At 35.8% G+C, this 22,431-nt stretch carries 16 protein-coding genes; 4 read left to right on the top strand and 12 right to left on the bottom strand.

Annotated elements, in window-relative coordinates; all coding sequences use genetic code 11:
- Window positions 1–58: 58 nt before the first annotated feature.
- From metH to KO527_RS09730, 9 genes are all read right to left on the bottom strand, one after another.
- A complete protein-coding gene (gene metH, locus KO527_RS09770; protein WP_216040125.1) occupies window positions 59–2,701 on the bottom strand; it encodes a methionine synthase in 2,643 nt (880 codons plus the stop codon).
- Window positions 2,702–2,716: 15 nt separating this feature from the next.
- Window positions 2,717–3,772, bottom strand: a complete 1,056-nt coding sequence (locus KO527_RS09765) for a homocysteine S-methyltransferase family protein (RefSeq protein ID WP_216040124.1) — start codon at window positions 3,770–3,772, stop codon at window positions 2,717–2,719.
- A 40-nt stretch (window positions 3,773–3,812) separates the two neighbouring features.
- The gene (gene metA / locus KO527_RS09760; protein WP_216040123.1) at window positions 3,813–4,760 is read right to left on the bottom strand and encodes a homoserine O-succinyltransferase; all 948 of its coding nucleotides are present in this window, start codon (window positions 4,758–4,760) and stop codon (window positions 3,813–3,815) included.
- A gap of 158 nt (window positions 4,761–4,918) precedes the next feature.
- Window positions 4,919–5,584 carry a 3'-5' exonuclease gene (locus tag KO527_RS09755; RefSeq protein ID WP_216040122.1) on the bottom strand — a complete coding sequence of 222 codons (666 nt, stop codon included), beginning with the start codon at window positions 5,582–5,584 and terminating at the stop codon, window positions 4,919–4,921.
- Window positions 5,585–7,441: a DUF294 nucleotidyltransferase-like domain-containing protein gene (locus tag KO527_RS09750; RefSeq protein WP_216040121.1), complete on the bottom strand. Its 1,857-nt coding sequence runs from the start codon at window positions 7,439–7,441 to the stop codon at window positions 5,585–5,587.
- A gap of 115 nt (window positions 7,442–7,556) precedes the next feature.
- A complete protein-coding gene (locus tag KO527_RS09745; protein ID WP_216040189.1) occupies window positions 7,557–9,281 on the bottom strand; it encodes a sodium:solute symporter family protein in 1,725 nt (574 codons plus the stop codon).
- 10 nt (window positions 9,282–9,291) lie between these two features.
- A complete protein-coding gene (locus tag KO527_RS09740; protein WP_216040120.1) occupies window positions 9,292–9,555 on the bottom strand; it encodes a DUF4212 domain-containing protein in 264 nt (87 codons plus the stop codon).
- 384 nt (window positions 9,556–9,939) lie between these two features.
- A complete protein-coding gene (locus KO527_RS09735; RefSeq protein ID WP_216040119.1) occupies window positions 9,940–10,821 on the bottom strand; it encodes a U32 family peptidase in 882 nt (293 codons plus the stop codon).
- Between the two features lie 5 nt (window positions 10,822–10,826).
- On the bottom strand, window positions 10,827–11,822 hold the full coding sequence (locus KO527_RS09730) for a peptidase U32 family protein (RefSeq protein ID WP_216040118.1): 996 nt from the start codon (window positions 11,820–11,822) through the stop codon (window positions 10,827–10,829).
- Between the two features lie 130 nt (window positions 11,823–11,952).
- Between KO527_RS09730 and KO527_RS09725 the strand changes: the two genes are divergently transcribed.
- The gene (locus tag KO527_RS09725) at window positions 11,953–12,459 is read left to right on the top strand and encodes an SCP2 sterol-binding domain-containing protein (protein ID WP_216040117.1); all 507 of its coding nucleotides are present in this window, start codon (window positions 11,953–11,955) and stop codon (window positions 12,457–12,459) included.
- A gap of 39 nt (window positions 12,460–12,498) precedes the next feature.
- A complete protein-coding gene (locus tag KO527_RS09720) occupies window positions 12,499–13,218 on the top strand; it encodes a transporter substrate-binding domain-containing protein (protein WP_216040116.1) in 720 nt (239 codons plus the stop codon).
- Between the two features lie 6 nt (window positions 13,219–13,224).
- On the opposite strand, the gene KO527_RS09715 is transcribed toward KO527_RS09720, so the two are convergent.
- Window positions 13,225–13,719 (bottom strand): MarR family winged helix-turn-helix transcriptional regulator, encoded by a 495-nt coding sequence (locus KO527_RS09715; protein ID WP_216040115.1) that lies wholly within the window; start codon window positions 13,717–13,719, stop codon window positions 13,225–13,227.
- A 254-nt stretch (window positions 13,720–13,973) separates the two neighbouring features.
- Here KO527_RS09715 and KO527_RS09710 point away from each other — a divergent pair, with 254 nt between their 5' ends.
- Together KO527_RS09710 and KO527_RS09705 are read left to right on the top strand one after the other, a co-directional pair.
- The gene (locus tag KO527_RS09710; RefSeq protein WP_216040114.1) at window positions 13,974–14,564 is read left to right on the top strand and encodes a carboxymuconolactone decarboxylase family protein; all 591 of its coding nucleotides are present in this window, start codon (window positions 13,974–13,976) and stop codon (window positions 14,562–14,564) included.
- 269 nt (window positions 14,565–14,833) lie between these two features.
- Entirely contained in the window at window positions 14,834–16,042 is a 1,209-nt protein-coding gene (locus KO527_RS09705; protein ID WP_216040113.1) for an aromatic amino acid transport family protein, read from the top strand.
- A gap of 52 nt (window positions 16,043–16,094) precedes the next feature.
- Here KO527_RS09705 and KO527_RS09700 read toward each other — a convergent pair whose 3' ends face one another.
- Together KO527_RS09700 and KO527_RS09695 are read right to left on the bottom strand one after the other, a co-directional pair.
- The gene (locus KO527_RS09700) at window positions 16,095–19,166 is read right to left on the bottom strand and encodes an efflux RND transporter permease subunit (RefSeq protein ID WP_216040112.1); all 3,072 of its coding nucleotides are present in this window, start codon (window positions 19,164–19,166) and stop codon (window positions 16,095–16,097) included.
- Window positions 19,156–22,422, bottom strand: a complete 3,267-nt coding sequence (locus KO527_RS09695; RefSeq protein WP_216040111.1) for an efflux RND transporter permease subunit — start codon at window positions 22,420–22,422, stop codon at window positions 19,156–19,158. The genes KO527_RS09700 and KO527_RS09695 overlap by 11 nt, the downstream gene beginning before the upstream one ends.
- Window positions 22,423–22,431 lie beyond the last annotated feature (9 nt).

Here is a 22,431-nt window from a genome sequence, read left to right as displayed (position 1 = left end):
TATATAAAAAAAGCGACATAAGTCGCTTTTTGTAAATGTAAGTTAATGAGTTTTATAATTAATTTTCATACCCTAAATTTGGTCCTAACCAACGTTCTGCTTCTTCAAGTGTCATATCAGCACGTTGTGCATAATCTTCTACTTGGTCTTTTTGAATGGCAGCTACCGCATAATATTTAGAATCAGGATGAGAAAAATACCAACCTGATACCGCAGCGCCCGGCCACATTGCATAAGAGCTGGTAAGCTTCATACCAATACGGTTTTCAACATCTAAAAGCTGCCAGATTTTTTTCTTCTCTGTATGTTCAGGACATGCGGGATAACCTGGAGCAGGACGAATACCTTGATAGTTTTCACGTATCAATTCATCATTTGTCAGGTTTTCATCTTCAGCATAACCCCAATACTCTTTACGTACTTTTTCATGTAAGTACTCAGCAAAAGCTTCAGCTAATCTGTCAGCAATCGCTTTGATCATTATCTTATTATAATCATCTTGCTTGGCATCAAATGCGTCAGCAATTTCATCTTCAGCCAAGCCACCTGTCACTGCAAAACCACCAAAGTAATCTTTGATGCCTTTTTTAGCGATATAATCTGTTAAACAATAATTGGCAAAGTCTGTTTTTTCTGTCTGTTGACGTAATTGACAAGATCTTAATAATACTTCACTTCTCGTTTCATCACTGTAGATTTCGATATCATCTTCAACGCGATTAGCTGGAAATAAACCTATAATGCCTAAAGGTTGTAACTTACCTGAGATTTCCAGCTCATCTAACATTTTATTTGCATCGTTAAACAAGCTTTGCGCTTCTTCACCCACTATTTCATCGGTTAATATACGTGGATATTTACCCGCTAATGACCAAGTCATAAAGTAAGGTGTCCAATCTATATATTTTCGTAATGTTTTGATTGAAACATCTTTAAACTCCGTAATACCCAACTTTTTAGGTACTGGCGGTGTGTAATTATCCCAATCTAACTTAGCTGCATTCGAACGTGCTCTAGCAAGCGTTACAGGCTTAGAACGAGGACGTTTACGTGCTTGTTGATCACGTACTTTTTCATATTCTGTAGTGGTCTTTTGTAAAAACTCAGTTTTAACTTTTTTACTTAATAAATTAGAGACAACACCTACAGCACGACTGGCATTGTTAACATATATCACGCCTTTTTTATCACCTTCTGCGCGATACTGCGGTTCAATTTTAACAGCTGTATGTGCTTTTGATGTTGTCGCACCACCTATCATAAGTGGTAAGTCAAAACCTTGGCGAGTCATTTCTTTAGCAACATGTACCATTTCATCAAGTGAAGGCGTGATTAAACCTGATAAACCGATAATATCTACATTTTCTTCTTTTGCTACACGTAAAATGGTTTCTGTTGGTACCATTACACCTAGATCAATTACTTCATAGTTATTACATTGCAGTACGACACCCACGATATTTTTACCAATATCATGAACATCGCCCTTCACTGTCGCCATCAAAATCTTACCATTTGATGAGCCTTTGACCTTAGTCGCCTCAATAAATGGGTCAAGATATGCAACTGCGCGCTTCATTACACGTGCTGATTTTACAACTTGTGGTAAAAACATTTTACCAGCGCCAAATAGGTCACCTACCACGTTCATGCCGTCCATTAGTGGACCTTCAATTACTTCGATAGGTAAATCAGCTTCTAGACGACACTCTTCAGTATCTTCTTCAATAAACTGTGTAATACCTTTTACTAACGCATGTTCTAAACGTTTTTGAACAGACCAAGTACGCCATTCTAAATCTTCTTTTTTACTTTCTTGTGCCAGTCCAGAGTATTTAGGCGCAATTTCAACTAAACGCTCACCCGCTTCAGGATCAGTATTGAGAACAACATCTTCTACCGCATTTCTGAGCTCCAATGGAATATCATCATAAACAGCCAATTGACTGGCGTTTACTATGCCCATATCCATACCCGCTTTTATTGCGTGATATAAAAATACAGAGTGAATTGCTTCTCGTACTGGGTTGTTACCACGAAAAGAAAACGATACGTTTGATACACCGCCTGACACCTTACAGTGTGGTAAACCTTGTTTTATACGACGTGTTCCTTCAATAAATTCAACCGCATAATTATCATGCTCTTCAATGCCTGTCGCGACAGCAAAAATATTTGGGTCAAAAATAATATCTTCTGGTGGAAAACCAATTTCATCAACCAAAATATCATAAGCACGTTTACAGATATCAAATTTGCGATCTTCAGTTTCAGCTTGCCCAGTTTCATCAAATGCCATCACAACAGCAGCAGCACCAAAACGTTTAATCAATTTTGCTTGGTGTCTAAAGTTATCTTCACCTTCTTTTAAAGAAATAGAGTTAACAATCGCTTTACCTTGAATACACTTTAAGCCAGCTTCAATTACATCCCATTTAGAGGAATCAACCATAATAGGCACTTTACAGATATCAGGTTCTGCAGCGATTAAGTTTAGAAACTTCACCATGGCAGCTTTTGAGTCCAACATGGCTTCATCCATGTTGATATCGATAACTTGCGCGCCATTCTCTACTTGCTCACGGGCAACACTTAGAGCTTCTTCATATTCTTCATTCATGATCAAACGCTTAAACCGCGCAGATCCGGTTACGTTTGTTCTTTCGCCTACATTAGTAAAAACAGCTATTTGTTGTGTCATTATTTACTTCTCACACTAATTTAGGTTACAGGCTTCAAGGCCTGACAAACGCATTCTAACTTCCAATTCAGGTAGTTTACGCGCAGCTATACCATTTACACCATCAGCAAAAGCTTTAATATGTTCAGGCGTTGTACCACAACATCCACCTACAATATTAATAAAGCCACACTTTGCCCAATCGACCATTTCGACTGACATTTCATCTGCTTCTAAATCATATTCACCAAATTCATTTGGTAAACCTGCATTAGGGTGCACTGAGGTATAAGTTTCACAAACACGAGAAAGCTCTTCGACATATTGACGCAGTAAATCAGGACCTAAAGCACAATTTAACCCAATAGAGATAGGTTTGATGTGACGAATTGAATTATAAAAGGCTTCTGTTGTTTGCCCAGATAAAGTGCGTCCAGAGGCATCTGTGATAGTACCAGATACCATAACAGGTAAAGTGACACCCGCTTGCTCAAATGCTTCTTCAACACCAAATGCTGCCGCTTTAGAATTTAAGGTATCAAAAATAGTTTCTATTAATATAAGATCGGCACCACCTTCAATCAGTGCTAAAGTTGATTCAATATAGGCTTCCACCAGCTGATCAAATGTAATATTTCTAAATGCGGGATCATTTACATCTGGCGATAAAGAACAGGTTTTAGAGGTTGGACCTAATACACCCGCTACATAACGCGGTTTAGACGGATCTTTCGCTTGTATTTCATCACAAACTTTACGGGCTAACTTTGCAGATTCAAGATTAATTTCACGGCTAAATTTTGCCATCTCATAATCTTCCATTGAAATAGTGGTCGCATTGAATGTATTGGTTTCAATTATATCTGCGCCAGCTTCTAAATATTCACGGTGAATTTGTTCTATTATTTTTGGCTGAGTCAGGCTTAATAAATCATTATTGCCTTTGATTAAAATATGCCAATCAGCAAAACGCTCACCACGATAATCTTCTTCTTCAAGCTTATATTTTTGGATCATGGTGCCCATAGCACCATCTAAAATGAGAATACGTTGTTCTAATGCTGCTTTTAACTGCTCAAGTTTATTAGGCATGAGTTAATCCTTACTACTAATTTGGCGACGGTACGTTAATTTATTCTGCATAATTGTTTGTTCTGACATCTTGGCTAATAAGCTTTATATCATAAGGCGTAGTCTGATATACATAATAGTTTAACCAATTTGAAAATAATAAAAATGCATGGCTTTGCCAAGTTTTTGATGGCTCAATTTTAGGGTCATCATTTAGAAAATAATTTTCTGGTATAGCAGCATCGGCGCCTTTGGCAACATCTCTGGCATATTCTCCCGCTAAAGTGTCCGCTTCATATTCAGGGTGCCCTGTTATAAAAACTTGGCTACCAGATTGGTTTTTAACTAAATATGCGCCAACTTTATCGGAACCCGCCAATACCTCAAGCTCGGGTACAGTTGCAATTTGTTCTAAAGATATATTGCCATAACGAGAATGAGGCACTAAAAAGTCATCATCAAAACCACGTGTTAATGCACCATGCTCAGAAAAACATTGATGTTTAAAGACACCACATAATTTATCTTTTTTAAGCTCTCGTTTTAAACCGTAATGATGAAATAAACTTGCATGAGCTGCCCAACAAGAAAATAAAGTTGAAGTAACATGGCTTTCAGCCCAATCCAAAATAACTTCTAACTCTTGCCAATAACCCACATTTTCATACTCTAAATGCGCTAAAGGCGCACCCGTTATAATTAAAGCATCATAATTATTATCTTTGATTTCAGAAAAATAACGGTAAAAAGTGTCTAAGTGCTGCTCTGAGGTATTTTTACTTCTGTGCGTATCTAAACGTAATAAATCGACATTTACTTGTAGCGGGCTATTTGCCAGAAGTCGAATAAACTGAACTTCGGTCTCTACCTTATTAGGCATTAAATTTAAAATAGCCAAACGCATTGGGCGAATTTCTTGTGTTTTTGCACGACTTTGCGGCATAACAAATACATTTTCATTGCGAAGAGCAGCTATGGCAGGTAGCTGATCTTGTACCGTGATAGGCATAAAAAATCTCCAAACAAGTAAACTTATTGCGCTATTATGAACGGATAGCTAGAATTATCAAGCTCTAGATGTTTAGACGTCCAAATATAATTAAAATAAATATATTTGATCACAGTATAGTTTCAATGGTCGTATTGATTTAATAAAAAGACAGTGCACTACAATAAAGATTTAACGGCTAATGGTTTGCCGCTACTGATATGATTAATTTGCGCCAGTAATAACTCAGCTGTGGCCATCGCATCAGTTAATGCATTGTGGTTTGAGTAATCGGGTAAATTATATCTATGCCTACATTTTTCCAAGTTTAAAGCATCGAAGCTTATGTCATGACTTAGCCTAGACAAGCGTTTATGCTCAATTTTCATGGTATCTAATATTATAATTGATTTATATTGCTCAGTAGAAAATATGATCCCATGTTCTATAAAAGCTTTTTGCAAAAAAGCCCAATCGAGTTCAGCGTTGTGAAATACGAAAACAACACTATCTAATAATGATACGAGCTTTAGCAATGCCTTAGTCAATGGTTGCCCGCTTTGCACCGCTTGTTGATTGATCCCATGAAATATCGGACTTTGTTTTAAACAACTGACTTGAGAGTTAATAAAATGTTCACCCTGACCAACATAAATCCTTTGATTTTTTATCGGCAACCAAGCAATTGACACTATTTCATCTTCTTTAGGGTTCAAGCCTGTTAACTCTAAATCTATGACTAAATAATCTGCATGCAAACAATTTTGTTTGTGAAGCAATGTTAAATGATTATTCGGTATCAAAAACTCTTTTATTGTTTGAATGACCTTTTGAGCAACTCCCATTTATAAACTACCCCGAGCGAATTTAAAAGCGACTGCTTGCTGTGCTTGTTTTATCAAATAAAAAGCTTCTTTTAATTGATGTTTTTCCATCGAAGTCAGTTTATTTGGATTAATACAGTTACTCGGTAAACCTTCTTGATTGATTTGTGTGCGTAACCTCAATTGCGTTAAATACCGCCAACAATCTTTTAAATCATAAATATCGGTTTTATTAATATGCGATATCTTAGCTAATGCATTTAAACGCTCAAGGGTATTAGATGCACGAATAGCATGATTTAAGGAATACAAACGCACAATATCATTAATGATCACAACGCCACGTTTTTTTAAGTCTAAATACTTATGTTTATCTTTGTTTTTCTCTTTAATTTTCTCTAATTTAAATTGATTAAATAACCCTATGGGAACTGAGTTATTATTGATATCAGTCGCCATACTGGCAAAAAACAGCTGATCTTTGGTGATGCTTTCTAGTTTATCCATAAAACAATCAAAAAGTTCAGTAGAACCATCCACAAAGCGAATATCAAAAAATATTTTACAATTTAACAGTGCTTTAGGTGATGGGCTTTTGATCCAGTGCGAAAACTTTGCAACCCAACTATCAATACTTTGGCGACACTGCGGTGCACTTGCCATAATATTACCTGGGCAAGATTTAATACCAAATAATGCAAGCTGCTCACAAACAAATTCCCCCATGCTTTTAAAATATGAATCTTGATTTGGCGTTAAGTTATCAGGCAATAATAAGCCATTATCTTGATCTGAATGTAAAGTTTGCTCCTCTCTCGCTTGTGAGCCAAAACAAATCCAACTAAAGGGGACTTCTGCATGACCAAACTGCTCTTGATATAAAATAATTAAACGCGCAGTTAGCGCATCCGTTAAGCTGCTTAATAGTTTTCCTATAATGCTAATGTCTTCTACTTTATGAGAAAAACTTTGCAATAGCTCAGGTATTTCCATTGCATAACGTTTTAAATCTATTGTGCTATTCGCTTTATATATTCGACCAATCAGTTGCACTGGGTCTGATTTTTGCTGCCTTAATAAATCGGTACTGGTAAGCATGCCTAAAGGTTTAAAACTTTCATCTAATACTGGTAAATGATGAATATTATGGCGCAGCATTAATTGCATCGCAGAAAATACGCGATTATTTTCAAATATATACTTCGGGTTTGATGTCATAATTTTGGTAACTGCTTGATCAGGATTAACTTCTGCTGCCAAAACGCGATTTCGTAAGTCCCTATCGGTAACAACACCTACGAGCTTTTCATCTTGGGTGATCATCATAGAAGAAACGCTCGATTCACTCATTTTTTTAGCCGTATCACGAATGCTCGTATCTGGAGGAAGAGTGACAGCGCCAAAGTGCATCAACTCTGAAATTTTTTGCTCCGACCAATTTTCTTCTCGTTTTTTATAATTCGAAGCTAATAGGCGATTAGCATGAGCGCGTACAAAATATTGTGCAAAAGCCCAATACTCACGACGTAAAAAATCAAAGTCACCTTGTTCTAAAACATACACTATGCCTTCATTTTGTACTTGTAAGCTATTTTTTATCGCTTCACCTGTGAGCAATGAAGGATAGCCAAAATAATCGCCTTCACTCAAACGTGTAATCACTTCCCCCTGGGTATTCACTAAGTCATATAAACCGGAACGAATTAAAAACAAACTAGGAGAATGGGAGTTTAACCATTGAGACTGATTTTCTTTACTTAAATAAATAATTTGCAAGTGATTAACCGCATAGTGTGCAGCCGCAGGTACAAGCTCTGAAAATGGCGCTTGATTACTTAAAAATTGATAGAGTTCTTTTTGCTCTATGGTGTTAGTCATGACTCACTCCCTTTAAACCTTACCTCACTTTACTTTACTTACAAGCAAAAAAAAGCTCGACTATAGTCGAGCTTTTAAGCTTTATTGATTAAAATCAATATCAGTTTATTTCATTTTAGTGAGCGTGCGCATCACCTGAGCCTTTAGGGCTACGGATTGAATCAACCATTTCAATTACATCAGCTGGAATTTCTTTAGTCACTTTTTGTACCGCTACTGCAACTACAAAGTTAACAACCATACCAATCAGACCAATACCTTCTGGCGAGATACCAAATAACCAGTTTTCAGCGCTGTTTAAATCAGGGCTAATAAACTTAAAGTAAACGATATAGCCGATTGTGAATAAAATACCCGATACCATACCTGCTATAGCACCTTCTTTATTCATCGTCTTAGAGAATATACCCATAATGATTGCAGGGAAGAAACTCGATGCAGCTAAACCAAAGGCAAAGGCAACTACTGAGGCTACAAAGCCAGGTGGATTAATACCAAAGTATGCCGATATGGTAATGGCAATCACAGCTGCCAATCTTGCGGCCCTGAGCTCTTGTTTATCACTAATATTAGGCATCAATGTTCGTTTCAATAAATCATGGGACACTGATGTTGAGATAACCAATAATAAACCTGCCGTTGTTGATAATGCTGCTGCAATACCACCCGCTGCCACTAAAGCAATAACCCATGCTGGTAAATCAGCAATTTCAGGTGTTGCTAATACAATAATATCGCGGTCAATTTTTATTTCGTTCTTGCTAGCAGGATCTGTGATCTTACCCGCTGAGTAGAACATTTTGCCATCGCCATTCTTATCATTAAATGTAATAAGACCCGTTTTTTCCCAGTTTTTAATCCAGCTAGGTGCTTCAGCATAAGCTGTACCGCTACCATCTTTACCGTTAATCGTATCAACCATATTTACACGAGCAAATGAAGCAAGTGCTGGTGCTGTCGTGTAAACAATCGCAATAAATATTAACGTCCATGCAGCTGAAATACGTGTATCTTTTACGCGAGGAACTGTGAAAAAGCGAACGATTACATGTGGTAAACCTGCAGTACCCACCATTAATGCACCTGTAATAGCAAATACATCAATCATGGATTTAGAGCCTTCGGTATATTGTGCAAAGCCGAGTTCGGTACTCAAACCATCAAGTTTATCAAGCAGTAACATACCTGATCCATCAGATAGTGTAGCCCCAAATCCAGTTTGTGGTAATACATGACCTGTCATCATTAAAGACAAGAATACAGCCGGCACTAAGTAAGCAAAAACTAAAATACAATACTGAGCAACTTGCGTATATGTAATGCCTTTCATGCCACCTAAAACAGCATAGAAAAATACAATTACCATACCGATGTAAACACCTGTTTCAATTTCAACTTCTAAGAAACGAGAGAATACAACACCTACACCACGCATTTGACCTGCAATGTAAGTAAAACAAATAAAGATGGCACAAATAACAGCTACTGTACGTGCTGTTTGTGAGTAATAACGATCGCCAATAAAATCAGGAACCGTAAATTTACCAAATTTACGTAAATAGGGTGCTAAACATAAGGCTAATAATACATAACCCCCAGTCCAACCCATTAAGTAAACACCACCATCATAACCTGCAAAAGAAATGATACCTGCCATTGAAATAAATGACGCAGCACTCATCCAATCAGCCGCCGTTGCCATACCATTTGCTAAAGGAGGTACACCGCCACCAGCAACATAAAATTCTTGAGTTGAACCCGCTCGAGCCCATACTGCAATGCCGATATAAAGCGCAAAGCTTAAACCAACAATTAAAAAAGTGAGAGTTTGAACATCCATCATATTGCTCCTATTCGTCTACGCCGTATTTTTTATCTAACGCATTCATTTTCATTGCGTAAACGATAATTAAAGCCACAAATGTGTAAATTGCGCCCTGTTGTGAAAACCAGAAGCCTAATTTAAACCCAAAAAATCTAATCTCGTTTAGTACATCAACTAACATAATACCAAAGCCAAAAGAGACCAAAAACCAAACCGCTAATAACTTAAACATTAAGGACAGATTCTCTGACCAATATGCTTTAGCTTGTTCATCATTTTTAAAAGCCATTTTCATATTCCCCTAATAGGACCATTGAGTGCGCTAATATTCTAATCGCTTCAAAATGCATATTATTTTTATACTTTATAAAAAACATTTTGAAGTGAGTAAAATATATCTTCAGGATTAAACATAACAAGCAAAACACGACTTGAAAGTCAGACCTTAGTCGTAACATATTGTTAACTTTAATAGAGGACAGTAAAACCAAATCTAAAAAAAAAGCATAACCAAATGAATTAGCTGAAGTAATTTCAAATAAAAAATTTGAGAAAGACAAAAGAAAAGAGGTAATTTAGCATATGTCAGACATTAGTCTAATATAACTAAACCACCTGTAAATGCAGTTTTTGGAAAGTAAATGTTGTATACACCTAAGGTATTAATGGCCTTTTAAACCTCAACCTGAACCATGCCCTCTACTTTATGCCAATAACCATTGCATTCATCGCTTTTATTAAGAGCGATAGGTGCAAGTCCGGACTCATTAGCCTTAAAGTTTTCTAGCATTTTTAGGGTACCTTCAGACTGTGGACTCAGTCTGACAACATCAACTGTGCCATGCATACTTTTTAAATCATTAATTAAATTATATTTCAATCCCGACATTGTCTGAATACCATTTATTACAAACAATTGATTTTTATCTTGGCTATTAATAATTCGCCCTTCAGGGTATTCGATACAGCATAATTTGCATTCATCTTTAGATCGATTTTCTGAGCGAGCAGTAAAACATCGCGCTGAATAAGCCAATGGCATATTGCCATAAGCAAACACTTCAACTTCAAAACTATCTCGTTTATCTTTGAGCAATGGATCACTGACTATTTTGCGTAACCATTCATGCGATAACTCAACAGGCATTGCCCAACGCTTCATGCCTTTTGAAAGAAATAAATCGACGGTTTGCGCGTTATAACAATTTACAGCAGGGCCTATGGCAAAAGGTAAACCTTGCTCCGATAATAACTGTATGGCTGATAAATCATTGGCCTCTACCATAAAGTTTTTTTGATCGCAGTAACGCTTTAACATGGCTAAATCAGATGGTGTTTCAAGTAAAGCCATTGTAGATAAACAGACTTCTTTACCAACATCTAACAGCATCTGAGCTATATTTAACCAATCTTTTATTTTTAACTCTCGGCGCTTAGAGCATACTGTTTCACCTAAATAGACTATATCTACGTCTGATTGCGCAACTAACTTATAAAAGTCTTCTACACGCTGTTTTGGCCAATAATATAAGATAGGACCTAATGCATATTTCATCGTTTTTATTTCCACTTTTTATGGTAGGCACCAAGCGTAGTTTGGCTTCCCTCGGATAAACTACTTAAACACGCTTTGGTCTCAACTGATGGTTTAAAATTTTCAGGATTAGCTTTACATGCATCAATCGCTTGTCGCCAACTCGATGTCACTTGAGATACATAAGATGGACTACGTTGGCGACCTTCAATTTTGATTGCACTAATGCCCATTTGCATCAACTCAGGCAACATTTCCATGCTATTTAAGCTTGTCGGCTCTTCAAGCGCATGATAACGCTCGTCACCAACATCAAAGCGACCCTTACATAATGTTGGGTACCCTGCTTTTTCATCATCGCTAAACTTGTCAATTAAGATACCATTTAAATGGGTTTCTAAGCCTGTATCTGTTTCTTTATATTCTACAAATTTTGCAGGTGAACAAGCACCAGCGGTATTAGGAGATTCGCCTGTTAAATAAGATGATAAATAACAGCGTCCTTCAGCCATAATGCATAAACTACCATAGGCAAATACTTCAATTTCAACAGGGCTGATTCTTGCTAATTGACGTACTTGATGAATTGACAAAACTCTAGGTAAAACAACACGTTTTACATTAAAGTTATCTACAAAAAAATTAATCGCAGCTGCATTTGTCACAGATGCTTGCACTGAAGCGTGAATTTCGACATCAGGATAGGTTTTAGCACAATAATCTAACACGGCTAAATCTGCGATTATTAAAACATCAGCGCCGATTGATACCGCTTTATCTACAGAAGCTTGCCAACGCGCCATACCATCAGGGTGGGCAAAAGTATTAATTGCGACATGCAGTCTACAATTATACAGTCGCAAATAAGCTACCCCTTTTTCAAGTTGCCGTTCAGTAAAGTTTAAACCAGCAAAGTGCCGCGCGTTTGTTTCATCTTTAAAACCAATATAAACCGCATCAGCACCCGCATCGACTGCTGCTTTTAATGAGGCAAGACTGCCTGCAGGACAAAGAAGCTCCATGAATACACACCACAAAAAATTTTATGGCTTTAATTTAATGATAATTGCTAAGGGAAACTTGATATAGATTAAGCTTTGAAATGATAACTCAGAATAAAATAATGCCATTAATCGTATAAATTTGATGACTATGAGCCTGATAAATACTTTCATTCAAAATGCTGTAGATAAGTTACCGCTAGGCGGGAAAGTTGCGCTAAAAATAATACCAAATCAAGTGCCATGCGTTGTACTAGAACACATTTTAAATAAAGTTTTTGTTATTGAATTGAAAGAAGATGAATTCGATTTTTTAACTGATAAATGGTTAGAATTAACAGTTTCTGATTTAGAGTCCTCTTGGTTTATAAGTCATCAAAATATTCAAGGACAATCTAGCTTGATAGTTAAACCTCATGGGAGATCAGATGTTGTTTTTAAAGGAGACTTTAACAGCTTTGTTTTAATGGCGAGTCAAAAAGCAGATCCCGATACTTTATTTTTCAACCGTAAACTATTATTAAAGGGTGATACTGAGCTAGGTTTAGAAATAAAGTCACTTTTAGAAAACTTAGATAGAGAAACCTTACCAAAGATGGGAATTAACTTATTAAACTGGCATAGCGATCAAATACTGCTATTCTCTAATAACAAATAAAAATATAGTAATAAGCCAAAAAATGCCTACGACAAACTAATGAAATTGATAACTGCTTTCGCTTTTCTTTTATTTTCCCATGCCTCTACTTCTGAAACCCTGATGTTTGGTAGTTACTATATTCCTGAATTGGCAATCAATGAAAATCAAGGCACCTTTATTAGATTACATAAAGAAATTATGCGCCGTACTCAAACAGAAAATAAATTATTATTCATGCCAACAAAAAGAGTGCAGCATGAATTTAAGCATAATGATTTGATCAGTTACTTTCCTGAACTATATGAAAGCCTACCTAAAAAAAATGCAGTCGTATCTGAGCCTTTTTGGTTAAAAAATATAATTTTTTACAGTGTAAAGGACATGAATATTCAATCCACTTTTGACCTTGAGGGGCTTAAACTTGGCGCAGTGCATGGATACAGCTATGGTTCTGAAATCGTTAACAATAAAAAAATAAAAATATTCTATACAGATAACGATGATATAAATGTGAAAATGTTACTTAATGGCAGGATCGATGGCATTATAGGGGACAATAAATCAACATTAGCAGCAGTCAATAAAAGTAAGTTTAAAGATAAGTTTATTTATGACTTAAATAAACCTATCAATATATTAGACGTATTTTATGTTTGTCAAAACTCTATTATAGGTAAACAAACTTGCTCAGAAATAACTGATGCCATTAAACAACTAAAATCAGAAAAAGTGATTTTATTAAATCCTAAAACAGGCCATAGCCAAATAAAAATTTAATTAAGTTCAATTAGGTTTTTTATTTGATTTTTTATGCCATCTAATTAATTCTTTTTGATCTGTGGGCGCATCTAAACCTTCCTTGATAAATTCACTGGCTTGTTCAGCTAAAAGTGCTTCGGTTTTGTTTTCTATTCGCGCTAACATATCAAAAAATACAGCTTGTTCATCTTCAGATAATACAGACTCTAATTGCTTAGATCTTTCATCCATGGCATTTATAAGTTCAAGATATAAAGCTTTTCCTGCCTCATTTAAGTATAAATTTTTAACATTCTTTTTAATTTCATCTTGATGAGATTCAATTAAGTTTAAACTTAAAAGCTTTTTAACCGCCCTGCTTACCGTATAAGAATCTAGCCTAGATTGATAAGCAATATCAGCTGATTTAACAGGCATATAAGAGCCAATATTAATCAAAACCCGCATTTCTCTTGGATCTAAATCAGTTAAGTTTCTAATTTTCCAATCTCGATTTAATGCCAATAAATTACTTACCACAGCGACTCTATATGGCAGATGAGATGTTAAATCTAATGGGTTTTCAATTTGTTTTGTCAGGGAAAAAGCCTGATCTCTAGCTGACTTACTAATGTGCTTGACCTTGATATGAAATCATTGTGGCACTTTAGCATTTTATATAAAAAATAAAAACTCAAACCAAAAATGCTGCATGTGCAACAACAAGGTTATTGCATATGCAGCATTTTAATTGTATTTTAAATACACTATAAAAATAAAACAGGAAATTTATCATGCCATTAGTTAAACCATTACCAACAGATGCCAATGAAGAAGTTATTGAACTTGCTAAATTTTTTAATGAAACTTTAGGTTTTTGTCCTAATAGTGTTTTAACCATGCAGCACAGACCTGCCATTGCAAAAGCATTTATTAACCTGAATATGGCTGTAATGGCCAATGATGGGCGTGTAACAGCGGAGCAAAAACGCTTAATAGGTTATATCACTAGTGCCAATACAGGCTGCAGATACTGTGAGGCACATACGATTTTAGCTGCAGAGCGCTACGGCGGCACCGAAGAACGTTTAGCTAACATTTGGTCATTTAGAGAAAGTGATTTATATACACAAGCTGAAAAAGCGGCATTTGAATTGGCGCTTGCCGCTTCCAGTGTGCCAAATGCAGTAAATGATGAAATTACAGCGCAAATGCATGAGTACTGGGATGATGGAGAAATTGTTGAGATTTTAGGTGTTATTTCTTTATTTGGTTATCTGAACCGCTGGAACGACTCTATGGGCACAACAATGGAAACGGGTGCAGTAGATGCCGGTGAACGCCTTTTATCTGAATCACCTTGGACTCGCGGTAAACATATTTAAACTATTTTAAGCTAAAAATAATCCCGATAATTGTTGTAATTAAGCCTGAGGTAACTTTTACTTTAGGCTTATATCCAGTAATAATTACACCCTATTCTTCTTTATTAATCAAAAGCGTATAACTTCAATAGGTACTAATTTTAGTTACCAAGCAACCTCTTTTGTAAATATTATGCTACAAGTTAATTAATTTTTTTACCTCATATACTTTCAATTTAATTTTTAAACCTTAACCTAGCTCAAGAATACTAAGAATAAAGGGCGATTGAATGATTCAGGGTAAAACATTAGGCAGTATGTTGATTATTGCAGGTACGACAATTGGTGCAGGCATGCTTGCTTTGCCAATAGCATCTGCAGGACTCGGCTTTTCAACTGCTACGGTATTATTATTTGCTGCATGGGCATTAATGACTTATACCGCTTTATTAATGTTAGAAGTGCATCAATATGCACATGTAGAGGCAACATTAAACTCTTTAGCAAAAAGCCTTCTGGGAAGAAAAGGCCAGTTAATTGCTAATTTCTCTATGATATTTTTATTTTACGCCTTATGTGCCGCTTATATTGCCGGTGGCGGTTCTCAACTACAAACTAAACTTGTTGAGTGGACGAATTTAGAGCTACCGGTACAATCTGGTTCAGTATTATTTGCTGTTATTTTTGGTGCAATTATCACTTTAGGCACAGGCACGGTAGATAAAATAAATCGCGTATTATTTTCAATTAAAGTAATTGTTTTAGCATCGGTTTTTTATATGTTAACCCCTTATGTTCAAGGTCAACACTTACTAGAAATGCCAATTGAACAAGGCCTTATATTATCAGCAATTCCTGTTGTTTTTACTTCTTTTGGTTTTCATGGTTCTATTCCTTCAATCGTTAAATATGTTGGTATAGATATAAAGTCATTAAGAAGAATTATGATTATGGGCGCGGCATTACCTTTAGTTATTTACTTATTTTGGCAAGTAGTCAGCCAAGGTGTAATGAGTCAATCACACTTATTACAAAGTGAAGGTTTATCAGGGTTTATCGCAAGTGTCGCATCTATGCTGCAAAGCCCTAAAGTGAGCAATGCGATTACTATTTTTGCAGACTTAGCATTAGCAACATCATTCCTCGGTGTAAGCCTTGGTTTATTTGATTTTTTCAGTGATACCTTAAAAAAAGGCAATGCAAAAAAAGATAGGCTTGTTACAGCGTTAGTCACTTTTGTACCACCTTTATGCTTTGCGCTGTTTTATCCTCAAGGCTTTATTATGGCACTAGGTTATGCCGCTATTGCATTGGTTGTATTAGCTGTATTTTTACCAACTGCAATGGTATTTAAACAAAGAAAGCAACGACAGGCTTCTAATGAGGATTATCAAGTAAGAGGTGGTAATTCAGCGCTTTTATTAGCGGCATTATCTGGTGTATTAATCATCAGCGCACAGTTCTTACAAATGTTTGGCATGATCCCTTCTATTGGTTAACTTAATCTTTTAAGCATTATAAAAAAGCTCCTGACTCAGGAGCTTTTCTTTTTTAAGTTGTTATATATTTATCAGCGAATTTTTTGGCGATTGAAAATCGTTTAGCTGAGCGCTCACCCAGTTTAACTAGCATTAAGTAACAATATGGCACTAAGAATAAACTGGTAAATGTTGAAAAAATTAAACCACCTATAATTGCGATTGCTAATGGGTAAGCTTCATTATTACTTGAAGCTATCGCAACGGGTACTAACCCTATTATTGTTGTTGCGACTGTCATTAAAATAGGCCTTATTCTAGTTGCACACGCTTGTATTATCGGTTCGATTAAACTTGTTGATGACCCTTTTAGCTTATTAATTTGGTCTATTAATACTATGCCATTGTTTACCACTATTCCCATTAATATGAGCATGCCTATCATCGCAGTTTCACCTAGGCCCATGCCCAAGATTGCAAAAGTAAAATAAACACCAATAAAAGCCAAAGCAATAGAAGATAATATTGCTATAGGCATTAATAAAGATTCAAATAATGCAGCCATCACCATAAAAATTAATGCCAGTGCTAGTAACATATTTATCGCCATATTAGCCATTGAAATATTATCATTTCGGTAAGCTCGGCCTAATTGCCATTCGTAACCTGTAGGTAATGCGATCTCTTTCATTACTTGTTTTATTTTTACAGCCGCGTCTTTACGAGTTATCTTATTGAGGTTAATAGAAATTGTTAAACTTGTTTGCCTTTGCACTCTATTAATGACAGGCATAATCGCTTGTGAATCAAACTTTACAAGTTGCTGCAAAGCTAAAACACGCCCTTGCGTTTCATATATAGGTAAATCTCTAATTTGGGATAAAGGCAGTGCCTTTTGATCATGATAAACCAAGCGTATATCTATCTCTCCTAGTATTTCATCCCTAAAAGATCTTAAATTTACACCTCTTAAAGCGGTTGAAATGCGACTAGCAATATCTTGTGTATTTAAACCTAAGCGAGCAACTTTTTCATTATCAATCCGTAATAGTAATTCACGTTTTTTATCATTATCATCAATGCCAACTTCATCAAAACCTTCGATTTGCTTAAGTCTTAAAATCACCGACTCACTCAATGATATTAAACGCTCAGTTGAGCTGCCTAACAGAGATAAACTGGCAAATTTTTGTTTATTATCAGACCATGAAAATGAAGGTTTAGCGATAGCTGTTTTAGGAAAGCCTGAACGGATTTTTTCTTTTAATTCAGATATCGAAATGGATAATCCCTTTTTTAACCTAATAGTAGAAGATGCATAATCCGCATAAATACGGCTATCTACTTTTTTAAAACCAAATTCTTGTTGATTGTCATAAAGGTATACTTCCATTTCATCAACTAATTTAGAGACATCAGCCAATTTTTGCCCACTTATAACATGGTATCTAATGGTAATATCTCTCGACTTTTTACTGTGCTCTTCTTGATTTGATACAAAGTCTCGAGCAAAAAAGCCTAATAAACATAACAATAAAACACCTAAAGCAGAACGTTTTGGATTTCGTAATATGTTTTTTAAGCTGAATCGATAAACCTTATCTAATCGTCCTTGAGTCGTAACTGCATTGAGGTTTCCTTCGGTTACTTTGCTGAGCATCAAAGGGATCAAAGTTTTTGCCACTAATAATGATGCTAATAAAGGCAAACAAATAGCCACTGCAATTTGCTCAATTAACACTGTAATAAAGTTTTTTTCACCCATTAAGATAGGGAAAAATATGATAACTGTTGTTAATGTGCCACTGATCACTGCGATGCTCACATTATCAACGCCTTTAATTACTTTTTGATAATGGCTTAATGCACATGATTGTTGTTGTAGTATGCTTTCACAAATTACGACAGAATTATCAATCAACAAGCCCACAGCTATAAATAAGCCTGCTAGTGTCAGCATGTTAAGTGTATAACCCATAAAGTACATACCAGCGAGTGCAAAGCTCAATGAAATAGGCACTGAGGCAACCACAACTAAGGTGATCCTATAATTTTTAAAAAATACATATAAAACAGCAAAAGATAAAAATATGCCTGCAAAGCCCGCTTTGAGTAAATCTGATAATGACTCCTGGATCTCATTACCACTGTTGTTTTTTATATTGATTTTAATATCTTTAAACTCAGGTTCTGCTTTTATAAAATCAACAAAGTTCACTACATTATTAGAAACATCAACAACATTGGCATCAGACTCTTTAAATACCTCCAAACCTATGGTTTTTTGGCGGTCACTTCTGATTTCACTGTCTTTTTCAGGGCTTTTAAGTGATACCTTAGCAACATCACTGAGCTTTACATTCGCTTTTACTTGAAAGTTTTTAATATCAGTTAAGCTTTTATATTCACCTTGTGGAGATACTCTAAATTTTCGCTCGCCATTAATAACCGATGCCGACTTCACTATAAAATTACTGGCACGTAAATCTTGTAATAATTGACCTTGGTTTACCCGATTCATTGCGAGCTTTGTACTATCAAGTTTAATTTCAATATTAGGCTTAACAACGCCTCTTAATTCTATTTTTCCTACCCCTGATAATCGTTCTATTTTTCTAACGAGTTTTTTATTTAAAAAATCATAAGCATGAGATAAATCATTTTTACCTGTGAGCGTTAATGTCATCACAGGAATATCTTGAGTAGAAAACTTTTGTACATTTACTCTTTGCACATCATCAGGCAATAAATGACTGATCATATCGACTTTTTCTCTGACTTCTAAAATTTTGCTATCAAGATCAGAGCCTAAATCCATCATAATTTGAATTGCAGCAGAATCAGCACGGCTGCGAGATTTCATAGAAGATATACCGCCCACGGTCGCTATGGCTTCTTCTATCGGTCGAGTAATTAAACGTTCGACCTCTTTTGGTGATGAGCCACTATATGGCACATAAATAAACATCACTGGCGCATTTACACTTGGCCAGCTTTCTTGGGGTAATAACCTGCTCGCAACGAGTCCAGTCATAAATAACGACAGCATTATCATAACGGTTGTTACCGGGCGCTTTAACGCCAACGCGCTCAGCCATAAATTAATTGGCAAACGCGTTTTTGTAAAATTTTTATTAGCTATCATAATTAATGTCACCTTGAATTATCTGGGTGTCTTCGGTGACCGTTTGAGCATATTTTTTACGATCAAATACACTATACAAAACGGGGATCACAAGCAGTGTCAGCGCTGTTGCAACAAATAAACCTGACATCACAGTAATTGCTAAAGGCGCCCTTAATTCTGAGCCTTCACCACCAGCAAGTGCTAAAGGCGCTAACCCTAACACTGTCGTGAGTGAGGTCATAATGATAGGCCTCAAGCGTGAATTACTTGCTGTGATAATTGCCTCTGATTTCTCAATGCCTTGAACACGTAATTGATTAATGCGATCAACAAGCACGATGGCATTGTTTACCACTATGCCAGTAAGCATAATCACGCCTATTAATACAATCACACTAATGGCTGTGCTTGTGATATATAAACCCAATACAGAACCTAAAACAGCCAATGGCACTGAAAATAAAATAATAAATGGATTAAGCAAAGACTCAAATTGTGAGGCCATCACTAAATAGACTAAAAATACAGCCAATAATAAAGCCATCATAAGTGAAGAAAATGATCGAGACATTTCCTCATTTTGCCCAGCAATTTTCACGCGAATATTGTCTGGTAAATTTAACTTATTTATTATCATATTAGTTTTCAATGCTGCACTGGCTAAATCACCAAAAGCTAAGGAGGCAGATACGATGGCTACTCGAGTTTGATCTATGCGATTAATCTCATTTGGACCGATACTCTGGCTGATTTTTGCAACTGTAGATAAAGGCAGAGATCTGTCTTGAGAGGCATTAATCGTAATGTGTTTTATTGCTTGGGCAGAGTTTCTAGCTTGCTCATCAGCTCTCACTAAAATGTCTATTTGTCTATCATTCAAATTATATTTACTTGCAACTGAACCAGCTACTTTAGTCACTAGTTGCTCAGCAATATTTGAAGCCCTTAAATCTAAACTGGCTAAACGCGCATTATCAAATTCAATTTTCAGCTCAGGTTGGCCATCACGTAAGCTTTTATTAATATCTGTAAATTGTTTATCAGCAATTAATATTCTTGCTAATTCATCACTTGTTTTCTTTAAACTCGCCAAATTATAACCGGATAAAATGATCTGTAATGGACGCTCTGTTGTGAACATTTCAGCTTGTTTAATTTTTACAGTCACATCAGCCATGGTTTGGGCTTTATTCCTTACCAGTGCTTTTATAGGTTTAATGTCATCACTATTATGTAAAGCAACTAACAACTGCCCCCAGTTTTCACCGCCTTTGCTTGCTGAACTCATCATCAAACTACCGCTGCCAGCTAAAGAATAAGTATGTTTCACTCTAGGGTCTGACTTAATGCTATTTGCTAAAGTTTGCAAATGTTGATCTGTTACTTTAATTGGTGTGCCTTGAGGCAAAGAAATCTCAAGGGTAAATTCTGATTTTGCAACTTCTGGTACAAGTTCAACATCCATATCGGGTATTAAACTCGCCACCCCAAGAGAAAATACAATAGCCAAAGATAAAACCAAAACGCGATTTTTTAGTGATTTTAATAACAGTGAATGATACAAAACGGCTACTTTACTAAAATAGACACTAAACAACTTATATGCAGGTTTAAGTATTAAATTAATTAATTTCATCAATAAATTAGCAATTAATAAAAGTGCTTTTGTTATTGCTAAAGGCAAATAATTAAATACCAGTCTAAAAGGGAACCCTAAAATTCTTTTGATTAAATTAAATCGAGATGTGCTTTTTTTATCACTTTTTTCAGATTGTTGCTCAGTTGTCGTATTTTCTTTAATAGCAAATTGCCTAGATGCCAACATAGGTATCAATGTTAAGGCAACAACTAAAGATGCCAATAAAGCAAAGGTCACAGTCATCGCTTGATCACTAAATAACTGACCAGCAAAACCTTCAACAAAAGCCAAAGGAAAAAACACTGCTAACGTTGTTAATGTTGAGGCAATGACAGCCCCCGTTACCTCTTGAGTCCCTAGAACTGCTGCATTAATAATGCTCTCGCCTTTTTCTCTATAACGGGCAATGTTTTCAAGTACTACAATCGCATTATCTACCAATAACCCTACAGCTAAAGCAATGCCGCCCAAAGACATAATATTAAGGCTAATATCATTGGCAAACATCAAGTTAAAGGTCGCGATAATAGAGATTGGGATCGCCAAAGAAATAATTAAGGTATTAAACAAATTACCTAAAAATAAGTATAAAATCAGCATAGCTAAAATACCGCCAACAATTGCTGCATTTTGAACTTCATCTACAGCATCAATAATAAACTCTGATTGATCATAAATAACATCTAGGGTAAGCGATTCAGGTAAGCTTTCTTTAATTTTTACTAGTTTTTCATTAACTAAATTTGCAACGTTTACAGTATTCGCGTCTCCCTCTTTATAAATAGCTAACTCAATGGCTTCGTTATTATTAATGCGAGTGATATCAGTACGTTCTTTTTCACCATCATAAACCTGAGCAATATCTTTTAAGTAAATAGTATAACCATCGACTTGTTTAACTATCATATTGCTCAATTCATCAAGAGATGCAAATTGATTTACAGTGCGAACTAAATACTCTTGCTGACCATCATAAACACGCCCTGCCGACATATTAATATTTTCACTTTGAATACCTTGTACAATATCTTGTGCTGATATACCTCTTTGATCGGCCTTTTCTTGATCAAATATCACTTGTATTTCTTGCTGTAAACCACCACCTAGTTGCACGGCGGCAACACCTGCTATGGTTTCTAATTGACGTTTTATTTCTTGTTCTGCAAAAGTACGGTTTTGTTTTAACGCTTTAAAATCTTTATTGGTCGTTGATATGCCCAAGCGAATTATGGGGTCTAGTGCGGGGTTAAATCTCAAGATAATTGGCTTTTTAACATCTTTAGGTAATGACAGCGTATCAAGCTTTTCTCTCACATTTTGAGTAGCAAAGTTCATAGCTATACCCCAATCAAATTCAACAATCACATCTGATTGGCCAGCTTTTGAAATTGAATGAACTTTACGGATCCCTTTTACGACACCTACAGCTTCTTCTATTGGTTTACTAAGTAATTGTTCAATTTCTGCTGGCGCAGCACCTGGATTAACCGTACGAATAGTTAAAGTGGGATAAGATAAATCAGGTAAAAGTGACACTGATAATCGCGAAAAGCCAACCATACCAAATAACATAATGGCAAGTGTAAACATGCAAACTGTAACGGGACGTTTAACAACCGTACTGACAATACTCATAAACTCAGA

The sequence above is a fragment of the Pseudoalteromonas sp. C2R02 genome (genome assembly GCF_018860845.1).
Lineage (GTDB): Bacteria > Pseudomonadota > Gammaproteobacteria > Enterobacterales > Alteromonadaceae > Pseudoalteromonas.
Note: the sequence above shows the minus strand (reverse complement) of the source record. Positions and strands in the feature narration are given on the sequence as shown.